Raw genomic sequence first — 16432 nt, forward strand, 5'->3', positions numbered from 1 at the left:
AACTTAATGTAATATATAAACTTAGTAGATTAGTTTTTAGTAATATATTCTTTGCTGATTTTTGAGAAAAACCATGAAATAGTGATTCCGAACAAGGAAGCTGTAAGGGCTACAATAAGATAATTTTTTCCTACAATTTTTACCGGGAACGGCAGAACTTCATTAGCTCTGAAGAATCCTGTGTAAAGCTGGAAGTAGCAAAGTGCTGTTCCAAGAATCAATCCGGTAATCACCCCCGAAACAACAATCAGGAGACCGGTGTAGAAATAGGTTAATCTCAAATGGCTTAAAGGAAAGCCTAGTGAAATAAGTGATTTTGCCTGTTCTTTTTTATCAAGCTGAAGGATAATGATTGCTCCGGCAAGATTAAAGGTGGTAATGAAGATAACCAGGGCAAAAATCAGGTAGATAAAAAGTTTTTCGGTGTTGATCATTTTCCAGAAAGCAGCATTTTCTTCTTCCTTGGTTTTGATCTCAATATTTTTGCCGAGAGAAGAAAGCAGGCTTTGTTTTACAGCATCTGCATTTTCTGGATTTTTTAGTTTAATGACAATCTGGTATGCTGACTTTTTGGGAAGGTTAAGTAACTCTTCCGCAAGCTCAATAGGAGAGATAATATAATTGTCCAGCTGATCTTTTCCAGGGAAAACACCGGTTACTGAAATATCTCTTTTGTTATAGATGTCTTCTTCTTTATTGATAATCCCTGTTCCCGGTTTGGGCATAAAGACTGTCGCATAATGGTTGGAAGAATCCACAGGAATTGAAAGTCTGTTATCCAGACTGTTTTCCATCAATACTTCATTGGAATATTTGAAGCTCGGATAAGTTCCGTAGAAAACATCTTTATTGATCGGGTTTACTTTGACGTAAGCAGAATCAACGCCTCTTAAATAAGCAATATCTCCTTTTCCGTTGAAGCTGATGTATACTTTTTCTTCAATAACACGGGAGAAGCTGCTCACTTCTTTATGGGTGCCTAATACTTTATTGACGGTATCCAGATTCTTAATAGTTTTTCCGGAAACGCTTTTTAAAGTAAGGTCAGCATGAAGATTGGAAATAAGGTCTTTATTCAGATCCTCAAGACCTGAAAAAACAGAAATAATGACGAACATTGCAGTCACAGCAACCGTCATGGCACCCACAGACAGCCACGTAATAAACGTAACCGCGGTACTGCCTTTTTTAGCTAAAAGGTATCTGGATGCTATGTAAAATGCAATATTCTTCAAGATTTATAAAACAGGATTGTCGCCTTCACCTCTTAATTCTCTTTCCAGTTTTTCAACATCATCCAGAGCGGTGTCAAGATAGAAGTTAAGCTGGGGAATGATACGTACCTGTTTTGACATTTTCTGTCCGATGAAGTTTCTGTATTGAGCTTTGTTTTCTTCAATCTCCTTCATCACAGCGGTACGGAATTCCTGTGGGAAAATGCTTAAATAAATCTTAGCAATTCCTAAGTCAGCAGTTACTTTTACATCTGAAACAGATACTAAAATACTCTGTTTGCTTTCTGAAGCCTGTTTGCGGAAAAGCTCTGCGAAGTCTTCCTGAATAATCTGTGCTACTTTTCTTTGTCTGTTACTTTCCATAATTTCTGCAAATTTAGTACTTTTGTTTGAATTGATACTTTGAAATTCAACTGGAGTATCAAATTTACGATTTAATTATATTTATTAGTATTTATGAAGCTAGAACATATTGGTATTGCCGTAAAGTCTTTAGGAGTTTCTGATGAGCTTTTTGCCAAATTATTGGGAAAAGAATCCTATAAAAAAGAATCCGTAGAAAGGGAAGGGGTTGTAACTTCTTTCTATGAAACAGGAGAAAGTAAAATTGAGCTGTTGGAAGCCAGTAATCCTGAAAGTCCGATCTCAAAATTTATCGATAAAAAGGGCGAAGGCATCCATCATCTGGCATTTGGGGTTGAAAATATTCTGGAAGAAGTGAAAAGACTGAAAAAAGAAGGATTTCAGTTTATCTCCGAAGAACCCAAAGAAGGTGCTGATAATAAATTAGTTGTCTTCCTGCATCCAAAGTCTACAAACGGCGTACTGGTAGAACTTTGCCAAGAAAAGCAATAAAAAATTTTGTAGTGAAAGAAATTTTACTATTTTTGCAAACACAAAATTTAACCAAGTTTTGAGGTCCTATAGCTCAGTTGGTTAGAGCACCTGACTCATAATCAGGTGGTCCCTGGTTCGAGCCCAGGTGGGACCACAGAAAATCAACCGCTTACGTCATGTGAGCGGTTTTTTTATTCTTAAAATGTTTATTTAATAATCAAAACCGGGAGATTATACCTGTCAAATTGACTTATAATATTTAGAAATTTATTATGATCAACAGGAGTTGCCCAGCCTGTGACTTTATTTTGAAGTCCTGGGTTTTTATCGAGGGAAATCTCACTTTCAAAAACTAATGTATTGTTTGAGTAGACATACATCTTACTTTGTATTGTTGAAACATCCGCACTGTTATATTTGAATTCACAATTAAGCAGATTTTCTATTAATGATGAATTACTAGATTGTAAAACTCTCCATTTCGGGATTGTGGAATCTATATTTTTTCTGTCTTCATGGGCTAAGACAATATATACAACTACATTTTGAGAATTTTTTAATTCAGGAATATCCTTTAATTTAAATATTTGATCGGGTTTAAAATTAATAGATTCTGGATCTTTTATAGCTGCTAAGGATATTATCATTGGGGTATAGAAAAAATATCCTATGACTAGAAGAAATAGTGAAAGAACAATTTTTTTTGTCATGCAATTTTATCATAGTTATTAGTATCGTGAATGTAATAAACAGCAGAACAGCTTTAGAAAATATTTGAACAAATTCTATTTTTCTTTTCTGAAAAGAGATATTTTACAGCTTTAAATTTCCTATGCATAACATTAAACATTTGTTTAAAAAACGATAAAGGATAGTTAAAACTCAGTTAACAGCCTTCTTCTACAGATACCGTTGCTTTGCAAAAAAAGTAATGATGGAAAACAACAACCAATTCAACAGAAGAAGATTTCTTAAAAATTCACTATTAGCAGCCGGAGGAATTTTTATTGCTCCTTTGATTGAAAGCTGCAGCGACGATTTTACTGAAAATGGAAATGCTCCTGACGATCTTAAAAACGGAGGCTTTGAATCCGGAGTAGCAAGCTTTGATCCAAGTGCAACAGGTATTATCATTTGGACAAGGTATTCTAAGGGAACTGATGCGGAAATTACATGGGAGATCAGTAAAAACAGCAACTTTTCAGAAGTGGTAAGAAGAGGTCAGGCCAATGCAACAGTAGTCAATGACTTTACGGTAGCGGTGGATGTACAGAATATCTCTTCCAATACCAAATATTACTACAGATTCTATAATATCAAAACGAAAGAAGTGAGTGTAACAGGGGAAACCCTTACTCTACCTTCGAAATCAGATGCTGTAAACGAAGTGAAAATGGCAGTGGTATCCTGTTCAAACTTTCCTGCAGGACTTTTCAATGTATATGGAGCGATTGCAAAGTCTGAAGCTGACGTAGTGGTACACCTTGGAGATTACATCTACGAATATGCCCCGGGGCAATATGGAACAAATCCTTATACCAATCAGCTAGGAAGGGTTCATCAGCCGGCTAAGGAAATTCTTAACCTCAGTGATTACAGAGAACGATACAGGCAGTACAGAGGTGATAAAAATCTTCAGCTTCTTCACCAGAAGAAACCATTCATCTGTGTTTGGGACGATCACGAGTTTGCCAATGATACCTATAAAACAGGGGCAGAAAATCATCAGCCTAATGAAGGAGATTTTCAAGCAAGAAAAATGGCTGCTTTTCAGGCGTACAGCGAATATATTCCTCTTAAAACCGGGAAAGATATGAGAATTTACAGAAGCTTCAATTTCGGAAATATCGTTTCCCTTTATATGATGGATACAAGGGTAATCGCAAGGGATAAGCAGATGGAATATTCCGATTATCTTGATAGTACGGGGAATTTTAATCAGGTACAGTTTAAAACAGATTTCCTGAGTACCAGTAGAAAACTGATCGGAAGCGAACAGATGTCATGGCTGAGTTCCCAGATCAATGGAGATACTGCAAAATGGAAAGTACTTGGACAGCAGATTTTAATGACTAAAATGATGGTTCCGGCAGAACTTCTGATGTTACTGAATCAGATTTTGGCAGAAATAGCACAACACGGAAGCGCACAGCCGGCTACCATGCAGGCACTTCAGAATACGATCACTCAATTAATTATTCTTAAGACAAGATACCAACAGCAGGATCCGACATTGACTCCTCAGGATATTGCCAGAATCACAACTACTTTACCCTATAATTTAGATGCCTGGGATGGATATTTCATGGAAAGAGAACAGCTGTATTCCGTTCTTGCAGGAAAAAATGTAGTGGTATTGGCAGGAGATACCCATAATGCATGGTTAGGAAAATTAACCGATGCTCAGGGAAAATTTATCGGAACCGAACTGGCTTGCAGCTCTGTTTCTTCTCCGGGATTAGAAGGATATCTGGGAATCACATCTGATCCTGCAAAAGCAATAGAACTGGCTCAGGCATTTTCATTACTGATTGATGATCTTGATTATGCCAATCTCTATAAAAGAGGGTATCTGCATGTGAAATTTACTACCGGAAGTTCCGTGGCAGAATGGAGATTTGTAGATAACGTCATTTCCGATACGTACAATACAACGACAGAAAAAACATATACAATCTCATAGTTTCAATTTAATTATATCTTATTTTCAATTTGGTAGAAAGAGTCACGGTGTGCCACCGTGGCTCTTTTATATTATTAACTTTTTTCGTATCTTGAACAGATGCAAGAGGATGTAAGAAAAGATTTTTTGCCGTTAGTCTCTAAGCCATGGTGGTTCATGACCTGGTTAACCAGAACATTGGCTGTACTTTTATTATTGGTGATGTTTTTAGTGTTATTAGTATTACCGGTTATTATTTGTAAAAATATTGTAATGCTTGTTATAGTATCAATATTGTACTATCCGGCCTTAGGTTTTGGTTTATATCGTTTTATTCTTTATCAGAAGACGGTCACAAAAAGAGTAGTTAAAAGGATTGTGGTTGATGATAAAGGAGTTCATTATGAAAGAAAAAATGGAACGACAGATCATATTCTTTACCATAATCTGGAAAAATATCACCTTGCCGATGAATATGATGTAGATCTTAGCCCCCGAAATAAAATCTATGTATTAAAAGTAAAACACAATGGCTCTGTAACAGAGGTAGATTTTGATGGAGTGGATGCAGGTTACAGCTGCTATATTGTAAATCTCAGAGCTTTGCGGAGAAGATATATTCAGGGAATCATTTATTTCAGACCAGACCTGCGCATCAATCCTTCTGTTTATACTGCATATAATATCAATCCAGTAGATTTTACATTCGATAAAAAAAAGTATGGGACAGCGTTTGCGAAGACTTTAGCTGTATTGATCCTGTTAGGTTCAATATTGGGATGTATTATGCTGGGACTGGTTAAATGGCTTTCTAAAGATCAGATTTATTTACACTAAGAATCATCCGGTAAGAATTTTACAGCCGATTAAATTTATTTTCACTTCTCAAAATCTTATGCTTATATTTATTTTTCTTTTAAATTTTGTTATTCGATAACAGAGACTTGATTTAAAATTAATTGAAAAAGCAATGGTGGAAAATTTTATTTATTATTTAGGATTGGTCCTTGTCATTATCGGGGCCATTATGCTGGCCAATCGATTGAAAGTAGCCTATCCTATCATACTGGTTATTGCCGGACTTCTTATTAGTTTTATCCCTGGATTGCCGGTGTTAAAAATAGATCCTGAACTGATTTTTATTATTTTCCTGCCTCCGCTTTTATACGAAGCAGCCTTTGCCGTATCCTGGAAGGAAATATGGAAAATGAGGCGGATCATTACCAGTTTTGCATTCATTGTAGTTTTCCTTACAGCAATCACTGTTGCTTTTGTAGCGAACTCATATATTCCCGGCTTTTCACTGGCATTAGGTTTTGTGTTGGGTGGAATAGTATCACCACCGGATGCGGTAAGTGCCGGAGCCATTTTAAAATTTGTAAAAGTTCCTAAAAATCTATCTACTGTTCTCGAGGGTGAAAGTTTGTTCAATGATGCCTCCTCACTAATCATCTTCAGGTTTGCAATGTTGGCGGTGGCTACAGGGCAGTTTATATGGCAGGATGCAGCCATTAGCTTTGGATGGATGGTTTTCGGAGGGTTGGGAATAGGAGTTGTATTGGCTTTTGTATTTCTTGAAATTGAAAAGATATTCCCTACTGATGTCAATATGGATGCTATACTAAGTCTGGTTGCTCCCTATGTGATGTACATTGCTGCAGAAGAAGTTCACTCTTCAGGAGTACTTGCAGTAGTAAGTGGTGGATTATTTCTTTCCGTAAGAAGACATGAGATTTTCAGAACTTCACAATCCAGATTAAGAGGTTCCAATGTCTGGGAAAGTTTTGTATTTCTGATCAACGGAATTGTATTCTTACTCATAGGACTGGATCTGCCGGAAATTATGGTAGGTTTAAGCAAAGAAGGAATAAGTCTGTCTGATGCTGTCGGTTACGGATTGTTGATTACAGCGGTACTGATTATTGTGCGTTTGCTTTCTTCTTTTGGTGCCGTTTTCGTAACATTGATTATGAAGAATTTTATTAATGTAGCCGATAGAAACCCCGGAATGAAAGCTCCATTATTGATGGGCTGGACGGGAATGCGCGGGGTAGTTTCTCTTGCAGCAGCGTTATCTATTCCTGTAGTGATGGAAAACGGACAGCCTTTCCCACATCGTGATCTTATTCTCTTCATTACTTTCATTGTAATTCTTGCCACTTTGATTATCCAGGGACTTACCTTACCTGCTTTAATCAAAAAACTCAATTTATCTGATGCCGGAGGAGGATATTTGTCTGAGGAAGAATCTGAACATTTCTTAAGAAGAGAAATGCGCAAGGTAGCCTTCAGGTATCTGGATGAAAATTATAAAGAAAGAAGAAGCGAAAATGAATATTTTAGCAAACTGATGGACCGCTGGGAACAGGAAGATAAAGAAGACTCTATTCATAAGCTATCTGAAGAAGCGAAAGCCATTTATTTTGAAACCCTTGAACAGCAAAGAATCTGGCTTCGGGAAGAAAACAGACGCAACCCGAATATTGACGAAGAATATATAAGACATTATCTAACAAGACTGGACCTTGAAGAAGAAAGGCTCAGAATGTAAAAAATAAGGGAATGAATTTAAAAAAGCAGCTCGGGCAGTTTCCCGATGAAAAAAGAAAAGAATATTTCAATACACTTCCCAATTATCTTAATGGGAGGTTTCAGAATATATTGACAACACCTTCCTTATTAGAAGGAGAAAGCATGACCAAAGTACTTTTCCACACCCTATGTAAAGTGGAAAATACTTCACCCAAAACTGCACTTCCATTTGTAGTAACGGATCTAGAGAACCTTCAACCCGAAGAAAATGTTTTGATATGGTTCGGGCACAGTTCCTATTTCATACAGGTAGATGGTAAAAAATTTCTGATAGATCCCGTTTTCAGTGGAAATGCTTCCCCAATGCCGGGTTCCATAAAAGCTTTTCAGGGAGCTGATTATTACAAGCCGGAACATATGCCGGATATTGACTTTCTGCTTATTTCCCATGACCATTGGGATCATCTCGATTATACAACCGTTCAGGATTTAAAGAATAAAGTAGGAAAAGTCATTTGTGGTTTGGGTACGGGTCAGCATTTTGAATACTGGGGCTGGAGTTTTGACAAAATCATCGAAAAAAACTGGTGGGAAAGCATAGACATTGCAGAAGGTTTTAGAATCACGCTCACTCCGGCAAGACACTTTTCCGGAAGATTGCTGAACCGTAATATTTCACTCTGGACTTCTTTTGTTTTAAAAACACCTACGAAAAAATTGTTTTTGGGTGGTGACAGCGGTTATGGAAATCATTTTACAGAAATTGGAGACAAATACGGACCGTTTGATCTGGCCATCATGGAAAACGGACAGTACAACGAAAAATGGCCATATATTCACACGTTGCCGGATCAGCTTATCACAGAAATTAAAGAATTGAAAGCTAAAAACTTCATTCCTGTCCATAATTCCAAATTTAAGCTGGCACAGCACATTTGGTATGAACCTTTGGAACTGGCCTCAAAACATGCAGAAGAAAACAATATACCGATTACACTTCCTATGATCGGAGAAAAAGTAAATTTAGATCAGTTGGGAACAATCTCCTGGAAAAAATGGTGGGAAGATTATATGTAATATTCTTTCTCATTTTAAAATAAGAAACCTGCCCATTACTGAGCAGGTTTCTTCCTTCTTATCAAAAAAATAATCACTACAAAGGCTCCTTATGGTTGACCTTAGTATGAATAATATCGTAAAATACAGATGGATTAGCTACATCTGGGGTAATTCTGTACGTAAATGTAGTTTCATTCAGAAGCAGAATATCCACAACACGTGTAAAAGTAGGCGTGGTAAGCGTTCTCTTCTTCCCATCCGGAGAAATAGACCATGTACCTTCAGATCTCAATACATCATTTAATCCGAAAATTTTAAAAGTTCCGTTAGCTTTGAAGTAAGAATATCCTACATATCCGGCAACACTGGCATCATTTAATGCAACATTATTTCCGCTTTTATCCTTAGCACCAGTCGTTTCCCATGGCGTGGAAGCTAATGTAAGCTGTCCATTAGTTGGTTCTGCATGAGAAGTTCTCGTATGGATGATGTCATAATATACAGACGGATCGCTGGAGTTAGGACGGATTCTGTACGTAAATTCATTTCTGTTTAAAACAAGAATTTCAACATCACGGGTGAAAATAGTCGTCCCATCCGGGTTCAATGCGGCAATAGTTCTTGTTTTTCCCTGTGCATCTACAGACCATGTTCCCATTGATCTCAGCACATCCGTAAGATTGTAAATAGCAAACTTTCCGTCTGTTTTGAAATAAGCAAAACCTACATATCCGGCAACACTGGCGTCTGTAAGTGCTACACTATTTCCACTTTTATCCTTAGCTCCGGTAGTTTCCCATGGAGTAGATGATAGTACCTGTGAGGGAGTCTGCTGTTCAATAATAATCTCATTATCATCACTTGAACATGCAGTGAAAGATGCTGATAACAGCACAGCTGCAGACAGATAACATAATTTTTTCAGTGTATTCATAAGGGTATTTTTTAAGTCTTTGCAAACTTATTCCTAATGAATATCAAAACTTTGTACAAAATATCTCTTTTGTTGTAGAAAACATAACAGATCAGGAAATAGAATGAAAGAAAGTGGTATTCACATGTATTTCTATTTAATAATCTCCATATTGATGTCAAAATAGGACTTTTGAATCGGCATAATTCCCCTCTTTTGGAGGGGTGGCGAAAATTCAAAGAATTTTGACGGGGTGGTTTTAATATCCCGAATAAAAATATATTTCTTACCATAAAAATTCATCAAAAATTCTATTTTTGAGTATGAGTAACAGAAACCGCGGAAAAAATACGGGTGATGATCCCCTGTTCGGTTCAGAGAAGCAGATCAGTAAACTAAAATTGGCTGTTGAGGATATGCGGTATCTTCTCACCAGAGAGTACCCGGAAAAAGCAGCTTCTGAACTGGTTGGAAACAGATATAGATTGAAAACCCGTCAGATACAAGCTTTGCGGGGAGCTTCAGCATCAGATTTACAACTTTACAACAGAAGGTTGAAACACGTGGAAGCTTTAGATTTAAAAGGAAAAACGGTTTACCTTGACGGTTTTAATGTCCTGATCCTGCTGGAAAGTCTGCTTTCCGAAGCTTATATTTTCGAAGGACTGGATGGCTGCATCCGTGATCTTTCCGGTGTTCATGGAACCTATAAAAGAGTTAATCAAACCCAGAGAGCAGTGGAATTGGTGGCTGCTTTTCACCAAAAAAATAAGATTCAGAAACTGGTATGGATTTTTGACAAACCGGTTTCTAACAGCGGAAGAATAAAACAGATTATTCTTGAATTTGCAGAACAGCATCAGCTCAATTGGGAGGGTGATCTGCAGTACAATCCCGATAAATTCCTGGCGGAAAGTTCAGAAATCGTTATTTCTTCAGATGCCTGGATTCTGGATCACTGTAAAGAATGGTTTAATTTGATTGGATATTTGATCACAGAAGAAAGCCTTTCTGTTAATCTCATCAAAACGAAGTAAATATGAATCTGTTTCAACCTTATATTTCTCTGTTTTCAGAAACATGGAAAAGCAAGTATAAAGCTATTTTAGCAGAAGAACATCTGGAAACTCTGGAGAAAAATATTCATAAGTTTAAGGAAAATATTTTAGAACTTCACCTGCCTTATTTTAATGAAGAAATAATCATTAACAGAAAAGAAAGCTTTGAAAAATTCATTGATATTCTTGAAAGTAATGATGCAGATGAGGTGAAAACAAAACTTCTGGAAGCAATTTCGTTTGAACATTGGCTGAATATTTTAGGCCAAAGATTAACCTCCGCAAGCATCCGCGATGAAAGTGCGATCCCATCTTTAAATACAATACTGATCAATGCTTGTCAGGAACCTTTCAATAGTGAAATTACCATTGCACAGAGAGCCTGGGAAAAACATATCGGAAGAATGGATGATGATTTCTGGGGCGAAATCAAAGGAAGCAATCAGCAGAAACAGGAGAAAGTAATGACGAAAATTCATGATATCCTTGACAACAGAACCTGGTGGAATGTTTTTTTTCATTACAAACATAAACTGGTTTTTGAAATCAGGGAAAAAGAAGGCCACGGCATCCGTTGGAGTCATGGAGGAACAAAATTAATTGGGTTTCTCGAAAAATTTATCAACGAATAAATACAACATAAACATCTGTGTCATCTGCGAAATCTGTGGAAAAATAAAAACTATTTTTCATCCTCTTTTAACTGCGTAAAAACATTGCGCATTATACTTCTAGTTTTGCAGATATAAAACGGAAGCTATGAACAAATCAGATCAACAATTTTCAGCCGAAGAATGGGAAACATGTCTCAAGGTTTTGAATGCTCTGAAGGAAGATCCTTTCATGAACCCTGATAACAAAATATTTTCAGGACTGATTACTAAGATTCATAAGAACGCCAAAAAACAAAGCCGTTATGAAAACTACTCTGAGATGAAGTTTCATGATCTGGCTGTAAATTCCAACTCTGTATTGATGCAGAAGGCTTTGGCGGGAATTTCTGCTTATTATGATAATGAAAAAGAAGAAGTACAGCTCACAAAACTTCAGATTCCGAAAAACTGTTACTGTTGTAACGAGAGCTATCAATATGCGCACTCTTTTTATTCCAGATTATGCCCTGTTTGTGCCACAGAAAACTATGAAAAACGTTTTGAAACGGCAGATCTTACAGGAAGAAACGTAATTCTGACAGGAGGAAGAGTGAAGGTAGGTTTTGCCACCGCATTGAAGATGTTGAGAAATGGGGCCAATTTGTTTTTGACAACCCGTTTTCCGGCACTGGCAATGGAATTGATGCAGCAGGAGGCAGATTATGATAACTGGAAAGACAGACTATGGATCTATGGTCTGGATTTAAGAAATCTGAAGGCGATTCAGGATTTTATAGACTTCTATAAATTTAATTTTGATACACTGGATATTCTGATCAATAATGCAGCTCAAACCATAAAATATCCTGATGAATACTATCTTCCGATTATAAAACGTGAGAAAGAAAAACTGATAGAATTTAAAGATATTCAAACCCTGATTCCTAATCAGACGGAAATTTCAAGTGAAACAGCAAAACTGGAATATGCCCATAATGAAGAAACTCAGATTGCGCTTACCCGTTTTGGACAACCGGTGGATAACAGAGAAAAAACTAGCTGGAATTCTACTTTGGAGGAAGTTTCTATGTATGAACTGGTAGAGGTAAACCTCATCAATCATATAGCTCCTTATTTTCTGATCAAAGAACTGAAGCCAATGATGAAAAACTCTGCGTTTAAAGAGAAATTTATCATTAATGTTACTTCATCAGAAGGAATTTTCAGCTACGAGAATAAAACGGTTTTTCACCCGCATACCAATATGACAAAAGCAGCTTTGAATATGATGACTCTGACGTCTGCAAAAGAATTTGAAAATGATCAGATCTATATGAGTGCCGTAGACGTAGGATGGATTTCTACAGGAGCTAAGGAAAGTCTTAGAAAGAAACAGTTTGAGATGGGATACATTCCGCCGCTGGATTCAGTGGATGGTGCAGCGAGAATTCTGCATCCTGTCATAGAAGGAATAAAAGGGAATTACCTGAGTGGAGTTTTATTGAAAAATTATAAAGTTAATCCCTGGTAAAATCCATACGGAGATAATAGTAATAATGGAAAAATACATTTTGCTAAAATGAGTTGCAGGTTCGATTCCTGCTTATCTCCCAACTATTGAAACGGTAGCTCAACGGAGGTTGCGTGTTCGATTCCCGTCCGTTTCACAAAAGTACACAGTTTACAATGAGAAGCTGTACTCCCAAAGTAAATTGGAGATAATAGTTTAAATGGAAAAATAATTCCTGTACAGAATGGTTGCGTGTTCGAATCACGCTTATCTCCCTAAGAAAATAGTGTATAATAAAAATTAAAAACAATGAACACATACATTGATATTGGCATTAATCTGACCAATAAACAGTTCTATAATGAACACGAAGAAATTATCAACCGCGCGTTGGACGATGGTGTAGAACATATGATTCTTACAGGAACCAGCGTAAGAGGAAGCAAAGAATCTGCTGAGATTGTAGAAGAATATCCGGAAATTCTATTTTCGACAGCGGGAATTCATCCTCACGATGCCCAATCTTTTAACGGCGAAAGTATCGGGGAACTCAGGAAATTATTAAAACAAGATCATGTGATTTCAGTAGGAGAGTGCGGATTGGATTTTGACCGTGATTTTTCTCCGAGACCCATTCAGGAAAAATGTTACAAAGCCCAGCTGGAACTTGCTATAGATGTGAATAAACCCCTTTTTCTTCATGAAAGATCAGCGTTTAAAAGGTTTAATGAGATCACAGATGAATATCTTTCCCAATTACCTGAAGCTGTTGTACATTGCTTTACGGGGACATTGGATGAAGCGAAGCTCTATCTGGAAAAAGGATTTTATTTAGGATTCACAGGCGCAGTCAGTGATGAAAAAAGATTTAAACACCTGGAAGATGTTATAAAATATGTTCCTCTCGACAGGATGATGATTGAGACAGATGCTCCTTTTATGCTTCCGAAAAATATGCCCAGAATGCAGAACAGGCGCAATGAACCCTCTTTTTTACCTTATGTAGCACAAACGATTGCCCATCTGAAGAAGATAAGCATTTCCGAAGTCGCAGACGAGACCACAGAAACGGCCAGAAATTTTTTCAGACTATAAAAAAGAGCTCTACTGATAAAGTAAAGCTCTTTTTTTATAAGCAAAATTGTCTTTTCTTACAAATTCTTTATTGCTGATTCCAAAGCCAGTTCCATCATTGGATTCAAAGCTTTTTCTCTTTCGTCAGCAGAGATTTTTTCGTGTGTCGGAATGATATCCGTTACTGTAAGAATAGTCGCTGCATTTTTTCCTAAGTGTTGAGCATTGGCAAATAAACCGAAGGCTTCCATTTCTACTGCAGGACAGTTATATTTTGTAGCAATTTCCGGAGTCGCAGGATCTTTTCTGTAGAAAATATCACTACTGTGGATATTGATTGCTTTAGCATTTAAAGATAAATCTTTAGCTGTTTCATTGATGGTAGTAAAGATATTCCCCTGGTGAGAAAGGATTTCATCTTCAATTCCCCATGCATATTTGGCATAAGTACTTTCGCTGGCTGCTTTATCAATATTTAAAATATCAAAAAGTTTAAGATCTGTATTGTAAGCACCACAAGTCCCGATTCTGATGATCGTATCTACTTCATATTCTGTATACAGCTCAAAAGAATAGATTCCGATACTTGGGAAACCCATTCCACTGGCTCCTACAGTGATCTCTTTGCCTTTATAAAGACCTGTATAATAAAAAATTCCTCTGGTTTTGCTTACCAGTTTAGCATTTTCTAAATAATTTTCAGCAATATACTGTGCACGAAGCGGATCCCCCGGCTGCAATACTACTTTAGCAATTTCTCCTTTTTTTGCACTGATGTGAATACTCATAATGTTATTTTGAATGAGCAAAGATAATAACTTTTAGATTGTCTCCATGATTACGATAATGGAAACAATGAAGCCATCTTATATCAACAGAATATATAAGATGTTATCAATAAATACCTTAAATAATATTATATATGGAGTCTTTTATATAATTCAAAACGTAATCTGGTAAATACAAAGCAATAAAAGAATAATACGGAGCAGGTGTGGTGAAATCAGTCAGGCTAGTTTTGCAGTGATAAAACAATAAAATTTTTAGAAATGAAAATAGAGCATATTGCCATTTGGGCTAAAGATCTTGAAAAATCCAGAGCATTTTACCAGAAATATTTCGGAGCCGTTTCCAATGAAAAATACCATAATCCTGTCAAAAATTTTCAGTCTTACTTTTTAAGCTTTGAGAATGGCTGCCGTCTTGAAATCATGACCAGACCGGATATTAAAGAAAGCGAAAAATCTTATGAAGCTCAACAGTATGGAATCATTCATCTTGCATTCTCTGTGGATAGTAAACAAAAAGTAGATGAACTTACAGAAACATTGAGAAAAGATGGATATGAAGTAGCCGGAGAACCTCGTACCACCGGAGATGGATATTATGAAAGCGTAATCCTTGACCCGGAAAAAAATATCATTGAAATCGTAGCCTAATCCGTCATTGCGAGGAGCTTCAGCGACGAAGCAATCTCATATAGGTTGGAAAACGCAAAGGCAAAAGATTTTATTTCCGATAAAATTCAATACGAAGAATTGTAATTCTAATAAAGCAAATCACTGCGAAGTATCTATGCTGAAAATCTCAGATTTTCTTGCGCATTAAAACAGTATAACATTTATCATCTTTTGCGCCTTTGCGTTTTCCCACCCTTTAATTCCATATTTAACACGAATCTTCTCCTCAAAAATTTTATTCTCAACGAAATAATTTTATTTTTGTTAGATCATGGAAACCAAGTCACCGTTTTTAGACACGATCTTTTTGCTTCGTAAGGAAGAATGTATTACGCTTTTCTCAAGCTTACAGCAAATTTCCCCTCAGGAAGAGGTGGAAGCAGGAGATTATTTTGAAACAGAATTTGAAAAAGAAAGACAGGAGTTTCTATCCGACCAACTTACTTGTAACAAGGAAACTGCCGTCTGGGCCGCAAAAATTCTCTATCACAGCGCACAGCTTTATCTGATCAGAGAAAATACAGAGAAAAATATTGTAAATCTTATTCCCGCATTTAAAGGAAGCCGGGACGTTTCTTCTACCTTATCCGCAGACTTATCACTGAGGTTTCTACCACAGGTCATTGTTGCTTTAAACTCTGTAGATCCGGAAGATCCTTTGATTGCCATGCTGGAAGATATTCTGACACAGTTTCACTATTCAGGAATAGGGTACGATCTCGATCTTAAAAATGTAAATTGGAAGGAAGAATTGAAGGACAAAACTTACAGAAAATTATATCTGGAAAGAATTGTTGAGAAAAAAGATTATAAACTGGCGGAAATTCCGTTCATTAATAAACTAATAACTGCCGAATTCGGAATATACAAAGATGCATTCTGGCGGGAACTAAAAACGATAACCGAAGACCACAATGAAAACGTATGAGAAAGTATTTGAATTTTTAACTGACCCCACAAAAGAAACCTTCCTGAAGTGCCGTGAACTGGTGATCAATGATCCTGAATATGATCCTTATTCCGAAGATATTGAAAACATCCAGAATTTACTCAATGAAGGAAAATTTGAAGAGGTTATACCATATGTAAATGTCAATATTCTATTAAGTCCGAGAGCACATATTTATAAATGTTTTGCGTACAAGGAACTGGGCGATGAAAAAGGAAAGAATATTGAAATGACAATCGCTCAGATTATTTTTGAATGTCTTGAAAAAACAGGAGACGGAACTAAATATTCTCCCTATATTATTACAAGAATTTCGGATGAAAGAGATTTGATCAGACATCATCTCAATAAACAGGATGTATCACAAAATCTGGTCAAGGATGGAGATAAGATCATGGATGCGCTAACACTCGATGATGGAACTCTATTATACTTTGACATCAAAGATCCTTATCAGAGACTTGCTTTTTCATTCAGTAAAAGAAATGAACAGGCGGAAAGTAAAGATGAAGAGAAACCTCAAAAGAAAAAATGGTGGAAATTTTAATTT

Annotated in this window: 17 protein-coding genes and 1 tRNA gene; 13 read left to right on the plus strand and 5 right to left on the minus strand. The window is 36.6% G+C overall.

Translation table 11 applies throughout. The annotated features are described in order from the left end of the window. Positions 1-29 precede the first annotated feature (29 nt). Both CHRYMOREF3P_RS17800 and rbfA read right to left on the minus strand, forming a co-directional pair. Positions 30-1235 (minus strand): ABC transporter permease, encoded by a 1206-nt coding sequence (locus CHRYMOREF3P_RS17800; protein WP_077413871.1) that lies wholly within the window; start codon positions 1233-1235, stop codon positions 30-32. Between the two features lie 3 nt (positions 1236-1238). After that, positions 1239-1598 carry a 30S ribosome-binding factor RbfA gene (rbfA, locus tag CHRYMOREF3P_RS17805; protein ID WP_077413872.1) on the minus strand — a complete coding sequence of 120 codons (360 nt, stop codon included), beginning with the start codon at positions 1596-1598 and terminating at the stop codon, positions 1239-1241. A gap of 93 nt (positions 1599-1691) precedes the next feature. Here rbfA and mce point away from each other — a divergent pair, with 93 nt between their 5' ends. Continuing rightward, on the plus strand, positions 1692-2090 hold the full coding sequence (mce, locus tag CHRYMOREF3P_RS17810) for a methylmalonyl-CoA epimerase (RefSeq protein ID WP_126653567.1): 399 nt from the start codon (positions 1692-1694) through the stop codon (positions 2088-2090). Between the two features lie 62 nt (positions 2091-2152). Continuing rightward, positions 2153-2226 (plus strand) — tRNA-Ile (locus tag CHRYMOREF3P_RS17815). A 52-nt stretch (positions 2227-2278) separates the two neighbouring features. Here the strand turns inward: CHRYMOREF3P_RS17815 and CHRYMOREF3P_RS17820 are convergent. Then, on the minus strand, positions 2279-2782 hold the full coding sequence (locus CHRYMOREF3P_RS17820; RefSeq protein WP_180565161.1) for a hypothetical protein: 504 nt from the start codon (positions 2780-2782) through the stop codon (positions 2279-2281). Between the two features lie 221 nt (positions 2783-3003). Here CHRYMOREF3P_RS17820 and CHRYMOREF3P_RS17825 point away from each other — a divergent pair, with 221 nt between their 5' ends. The 4 genes from CHRYMOREF3P_RS17825 to CHRYMOREF3P_RS17840 all read left to right on the plus strand — a co-directional run bounded on the left by CHRYMOREF3P_RS17825 (position 3004) and on the right by CHRYMOREF3P_RS17840 (position 8343). Then, complete coding sequence (locus CHRYMOREF3P_RS17825; RefSeq protein WP_180565162.1) at positions 3004-4755, plus strand: alkaline phosphatase D family protein; 1752 nt, start codon at positions 3004-3006, stop codon at positions 4753-4755. A 252-nt stretch (positions 4756-5007) separates the two neighbouring features. Beyond that, entirely contained in the window at positions 5008-5571 is a 564-nt protein-coding gene (locus CHRYMOREF3P_RS17830; RefSeq protein WP_180565163.1) for a hypothetical protein, read from the plus strand. 133 nt (positions 5572-5704) lie between these two features. Next, positions 5705-7285 (plus strand): Na+/H+ antiporter, encoded by a 1581-nt coding sequence (locus CHRYMOREF3P_RS17835; RefSeq protein WP_077413902.1) that lies wholly within the window; start codon positions 5705-5707, stop codon positions 7283-7285. Between the two features lie 11 nt (positions 7286-7296). Then, a complete protein-coding gene (locus CHRYMOREF3P_RS17840; protein ID WP_180565164.1) occupies positions 7297-8343 on the plus strand; it encodes an MBL fold metallo-hydrolase in 1047 nt (348 codons plus the stop codon). Positions 8344-8419: 76 nt separating this feature from the next. On the opposite strand, the gene CHRYMOREF3P_RS24085 is transcribed toward CHRYMOREF3P_RS17840, so the two are convergent. Next, positions 8420-9259 (minus strand): DUF4822 domain-containing protein, encoded by an 840-nt coding sequence (locus CHRYMOREF3P_RS24085; protein WP_198424138.1) that lies wholly within the window; start codon positions 9257-9259, stop codon positions 8420-8422. A gap of 302 nt (positions 9260-9561) precedes the next feature. Between CHRYMOREF3P_RS24085 and CHRYMOREF3P_RS17850 the strand changes: the two genes are divergently transcribed. The 4 genes from CHRYMOREF3P_RS17850 to CHRYMOREF3P_RS17865 all read left to right on the plus strand — a co-directional run bounded on the left by CHRYMOREF3P_RS17850 (position 9562) and on the right by CHRYMOREF3P_RS17865 (position 13494). After that, a complete protein-coding gene (locus CHRYMOREF3P_RS17850; protein WP_175627193.1) occupies positions 9562-10275 on the plus strand; it encodes a DUF434 domain-containing protein in 714 nt (237 codons plus the stop codon). 2 nt (positions 10276-10277) lie between these two features. Continuing rightward, positions 10278-10928, plus strand: a complete 651-nt coding sequence (locus CHRYMOREF3P_RS17855; protein WP_077413906.1) for a hypothetical protein — start codon at positions 10278-10280, stop codon at positions 10926-10928. A 127-nt stretch (positions 10929-11055) separates the two neighbouring features. Then, positions 11056-12420, plus strand: coding sequence for an SDR family oxidoreductase (locus tag CHRYMOREF3P_RS17860; protein ID WP_180565165.1), 1365 nt, complete (start codon positions 11056-11058; stop codon positions 12418-12420). 288 nt (positions 12421-12708) lie between these two features. Next, a complete protein-coding gene (locus CHRYMOREF3P_RS17865; RefSeq protein WP_180565166.1) occupies positions 12709-13494 on the plus strand; it encodes a TatD family hydrolase in 786 nt (261 codons plus the stop codon). Between the two features lie 56 nt (positions 13495-13550). Here CHRYMOREF3P_RS17865 and deoD read toward each other — a convergent pair whose 3' ends face one another. Continuing rightward, on the minus strand, positions 13551-14261 hold the full coding sequence (gene deoD, locus CHRYMOREF3P_RS17870; protein ID WP_077413909.1) for a purine-nucleoside phosphorylase: 711 nt from the start codon (positions 14259-14261) through the stop codon (positions 13551-13553). Positions 14262-14522: 261 nt separating this feature from the next. On the opposite strand from deoD, the gene CHRYMOREF3P_RS17875 reads away from it, so the two are divergent. From CHRYMOREF3P_RS17875 to CHRYMOREF3P_RS17885, 3 genes are all read left to right on the plus strand, one after another. Continuing rightward, positions 14523-14912, plus strand: a complete 390-nt coding sequence (locus CHRYMOREF3P_RS17875; protein WP_180565167.1) for a VOC family protein — start codon at positions 14523-14525, stop codon at positions 14910-14912. Positions 14913-15204: 292 nt separating this feature from the next. Beyond that, positions 15205-15861, plus strand: coding sequence for a hypothetical protein (locus tag CHRYMOREF3P_RS17880; protein ID WP_180565168.1), 657 nt, complete (start codon positions 15205-15207; stop codon positions 15859-15861). After that, entirely contained in the window at positions 15848-16429 is a 582-nt protein-coding gene (locus CHRYMOREF3P_RS17885; RefSeq protein WP_180565169.1) for a DUF4919 domain-containing protein, read from the plus strand. The genes CHRYMOREF3P_RS17880 and CHRYMOREF3P_RS17885 overlap by 14 nt, the downstream gene beginning before the upstream one ends. Positions 16430-16432: the final 3 nt, after the last annotated feature.

The organism is Chryseobacterium sp. JV274 (assembly GCF_903969135.1).
GTDB lineage: Bacteria > Bacteroidota > Bacteroidia > Flavobacteriales > Weeksellaceae > Chryseobacterium.

Excerpts from the sequence above, each read along its gene's own strand:
- rbfA (WP_077413872.1), bottom strand. The coding sequence starts at position 1,598 with ATGGAAAGTAACAGACAAAGAAAAGTAGCACAGATTATTCAGGAAGAC.
- mce (WP_126653567.1), top strand. The coding sequence starts at position 1,692 with ATGAAGCTAGAACATATTGGTATTGCCGTAAAGTCTTTAGGAGTTTCT.
- CHRYMOREF3P_RS17820 (WP_180565161.1), bottom strand. The coding sequence starts at position 2,782 with ATGACAAAAAAAATTGTTCTTTCACTATTTCTTCTAGTCATAGGATAT.
- CHRYMOREF3P_RS17825 (WP_180565162.1), top strand. The coding sequence starts at position 3,004 with ATGATGGAAAACAACAACCAATTCAACAGAAGAAGATTTCTTAAAAAT.
- CHRYMOREF3P_RS17830 (WP_180565163.1), top strand. The coding sequence starts at position 5,008 with ATGCTTGTTATAGTATCAATATTGTACTATCCGGCCTTAGGTTTTGGT.
- CHRYMOREF3P_RS17835 (WP_077413902.1), top strand. The coding sequence starts at position 5,705 with ATGGTGGAAAATTTTATTTATTATTTAGGATTGGTCCTTGTCATTATC.
- CHRYMOREF3P_RS17840 (WP_180565164.1), top strand. The coding sequence starts at position 7,297 with ATGAATTTAAAAAAGCAGCTCGGGCAGTTTCCCGATGAAAAAAGAAAA.
- CHRYMOREF3P_RS24085 (WP_198424138.1), bottom strand. The coding sequence starts at position 9,259 with ATGAATACACTGAAAAAATTATGTTATCTGTCTGCAGCTGTGCTGTTA.
- CHRYMOREF3P_RS17850 (WP_175627193.1), top strand. The coding sequence starts at position 9,562 with ATGAGTAACAGAAACCGCGGAAAAAATACGGGTGATGATCCCCTGTTC.
- CHRYMOREF3P_RS17855 (WP_077413906.1), top strand. The coding sequence starts at position 10,278 with ATGAATCTGTTTCAACCTTATATTTCTCTGTTTTCAGAAACATGGAAA.
- CHRYMOREF3P_RS17860 (WP_180565165.1), top strand. The coding sequence starts at position 11,056 with ATGAACAAATCAGATCAACAATTTTCAGCCGAAGAATGGGAAACATGT.
- CHRYMOREF3P_RS17865 (WP_180565166.1), top strand. The coding sequence starts at position 12,709 with ATGAACACATACATTGATATTGGCATTAATCTGACCAATAAACAGTTC.
- deoD (WP_077413909.1), bottom strand. The coding sequence starts at position 14,261 with ATGAGTATTCACATCAGTGCAAAAAAAGGAGAAATTGCTAAAGTAGTA.
- CHRYMOREF3P_RS17875 (WP_180565167.1), top strand. The coding sequence starts at position 14,523 with ATGAAAATAGAGCATATTGCCATTTGGGCTAAAGATCTTGAAAAATCC.
- CHRYMOREF3P_RS17880 (WP_180565168.1), top strand. The coding sequence starts at position 15,205 with ATGGAAACCAAGTCACCGTTTTTAGACACGATCTTTTTGCTTCGTAAG.
- CHRYMOREF3P_RS17885 (WP_180565169.1), top strand. The coding sequence starts at position 15,848 with ATGAAAACGTATGAGAAAGTATTTGAATTTTTAACTGACCCCACAAAA.